Source organism: Hymenobacter terrestris (assembly GCF_013377905.1).
Lineage (GTDB): Bacteria > Bacteroidota > Bacteroidia > Cytophagales > Hymenobacteraceae > Hymenobacter > Hymenobacter terrestris.
In genome coordinates, this window is the sequence record NZ_JABKAV010000133.1 from 1 (window position 1) to 2,133 (window position 2,133).

General features: G+C 62.7%; 2 protein-coding genes. Both read right to left on the minus strand.

Features of this window, described 5'->3' with window-relative positions:
* Positions 1–213 precede the first annotated feature (213 nt).
* A protein-coding gene (locus HW556_RS18235) for an IS5 family transposase (RefSeq protein WP_317170552.1) occupies positions 214–965 on the minus strand; the annotation gives its coding sequence in 2 pieces (ribosomal slippage) (positions 214–630 and positions 633–965; 750 coding nt in all).
* Positions 966–1,203: 238 nt separating this feature from the next.
* Positions 1,204–2,010 (minus strand): IS5 family transposase, encoded by an 807-nt coding sequence (locus HW556_RS18240; RefSeq protein WP_176901545.1) that lies wholly within the window; start codon positions 2,008–2,010, stop codon positions 1,204–1,206.
* Positions 2,011–2,133: the final 123 nt, after the last annotated feature.

Sequence of the window (2,133 nt, forward strand, 5' to 3'; positions counted from 1 at the left end):
TTACCGTCCCGCTCACCCGCTGGTGTTGCAGCAGCTTTTCGACAAACGAAACCGATACGCAGAACCGGGCGGCGACGGCGGGGTGTGTGGCCCCGAGCTCGGTATAAGCCGCCGCTACCCGCTGCCGCAAATCAAGTGAATAGGCTTTCATGGCCAGAAGATAAACCCAAAACCATACACCAACCCAAGAACCGCACTAGGTTGTACGGACAATTATCGGAGCCACAAGAGGGCGGAAACGAAATGCACCATTCCGAGGAAACTGCTGGCCGTTTTATCGTAGCGCGTTGCCAACCGGCGAAACTGCTTGAGGCGGCTGAAAAAGCGTTCGACTTTGTTGCGGTCGCGGTATAGGTTGCGGTCAATCATGCGTTGCACGAGGCGATTCTTTTTGCTGGGGATGACGACTTGTGCGCCCAGGGCTTCGACGGCCGCCACTACCGCGTCTGTATCGTAGGCTTTATCCGCCAACCCGTTGCCCGCCCCTTCGGCGCCCGCCAGTAAGTCGCCCGCCCGCCGGCAGTCAGCCTGTTGGCCGGGCCCGAGTACCACGCGCAGCGGGTTGCCCAGCGCGTCGACCAAAACATGAATTTTGGTGGTCAGCCCGCCGCGGCTGCGGCCGAGGGCTTCGTCGCCGAAGCGGCTTTTTTTCGGCTACCCGCGGCCTGTGCGTGAGCCCGTACGACGGTCGAGTCGAGCATCACCCAATCTAAATCGGGTTCCTGCACGACCTCGAATAAGCGTTGCCAAATGCCTTTTTGCGCCCAGCGCCGGCTGCGTTTGCGCAGCGTGTCGTGTTTGCCAAAGCGGGCCGGCAGCGCCCGCCAAGCGCATCCGTGGCGCGCCACCCAGAACACGGCGTTGAGAAACAGGCGGTTATCGGCTCCAGTGCGGCCAACATCGCCCGATTTACCTGCCAAATGGGGCGCCAAAGCGGCCCAGGCCCGGTCACTAATTTCATCAATACTGCTCACGAACGCAAAGATAATTGTCCGTACAACCTAGGGATTGGGAGGTCGGTGTAGGGGCGGGGCTTGCCCCCGCCCGCCGTTAAAACGAGGCGTGGACTGCCTGTTTGTAGGCTCCGTGAAGTAAGTGCCAACGGCGGGGCAAGGGCAACCGCAGGACAGCGAAGCTAAGCCCTGCCCCTACTTCGCCCTCCACAACCACCATTTCCTACACGAAACTGAGGGCTAGAGCCTGTTATGGACTGGTGGCTCGAAAAACGCCTTTTGCCAGCAAGAGTGTAGCGAAGGCCAGGAAGTGAAATTGCTGCATAGTTAGGGCCAGGCGTTCGTAGTCGCGGGCTAGGCGTCGGAAACGAGCGGCCCAGCCGAAGCTGCGCTCGACGACCCAGCGGCGGGGCAGCATCACAAAGCCCGTCTGGCCTGCTGGCTTAGCAATGACTTGTAAGTCAACGTCATGCACGGCTGCGGCGTACGCGGCGTCTTCGCCCGTGTAGCCCTGATCGACATACGCCACCGCTACCTTTTGGCCCGTGACCTGCTGCACCCGCTCACAGAGCGCGTCGACCTGCCCGCGGTCGGGTGCATTGGCTGGCGTGACGACGGCAGCCAGCAGGTGGCCCAGCGTGTCGACGGCCACGTGCACCTCACTGCCCTTGCGCCGCTTGGCCCCGTCGTAGCCGGCACGGGCCCCGCTTTCGGGCGTGCTTTGCACGGTGCGCGCGTCCAGAATCACGGCCGTGGGCTCGGCCTCACGTCCGGCCAGCACGCGGGCCAACTCGCGCAAATCGGCCATCATGTGCTCAAAACAGCGGTTATCGCGCCAGCGGGCCCACTGCTGGTAGACCGCCGGCCAGGGTGGCAGGTCGTGCGGCAGGTAGCGCCAGCCGCAGCCGGTTTTGACCAGGTAGCGCAGGGCGTTGAACACGTCGCGCAGCGCGTGCTGCCGTTGCGGCGCGTCTTCGCGCACCAGGGCCAAATAGGGTGCTACAAACATCCATTCGTCATCCGTTACGTCGCTGGGGTAACCACTTTGCTGTGCCATACCCCAAATTACGCTACCAGTCTATAACAGGCTCTAACCATGCGCTTGGTGAACCTGATGAGTGACCGGGCCCGCACCGAGGCCCGCGGCCAGGAGCGCGACGACAAGCTCCGGGCCCTGGGC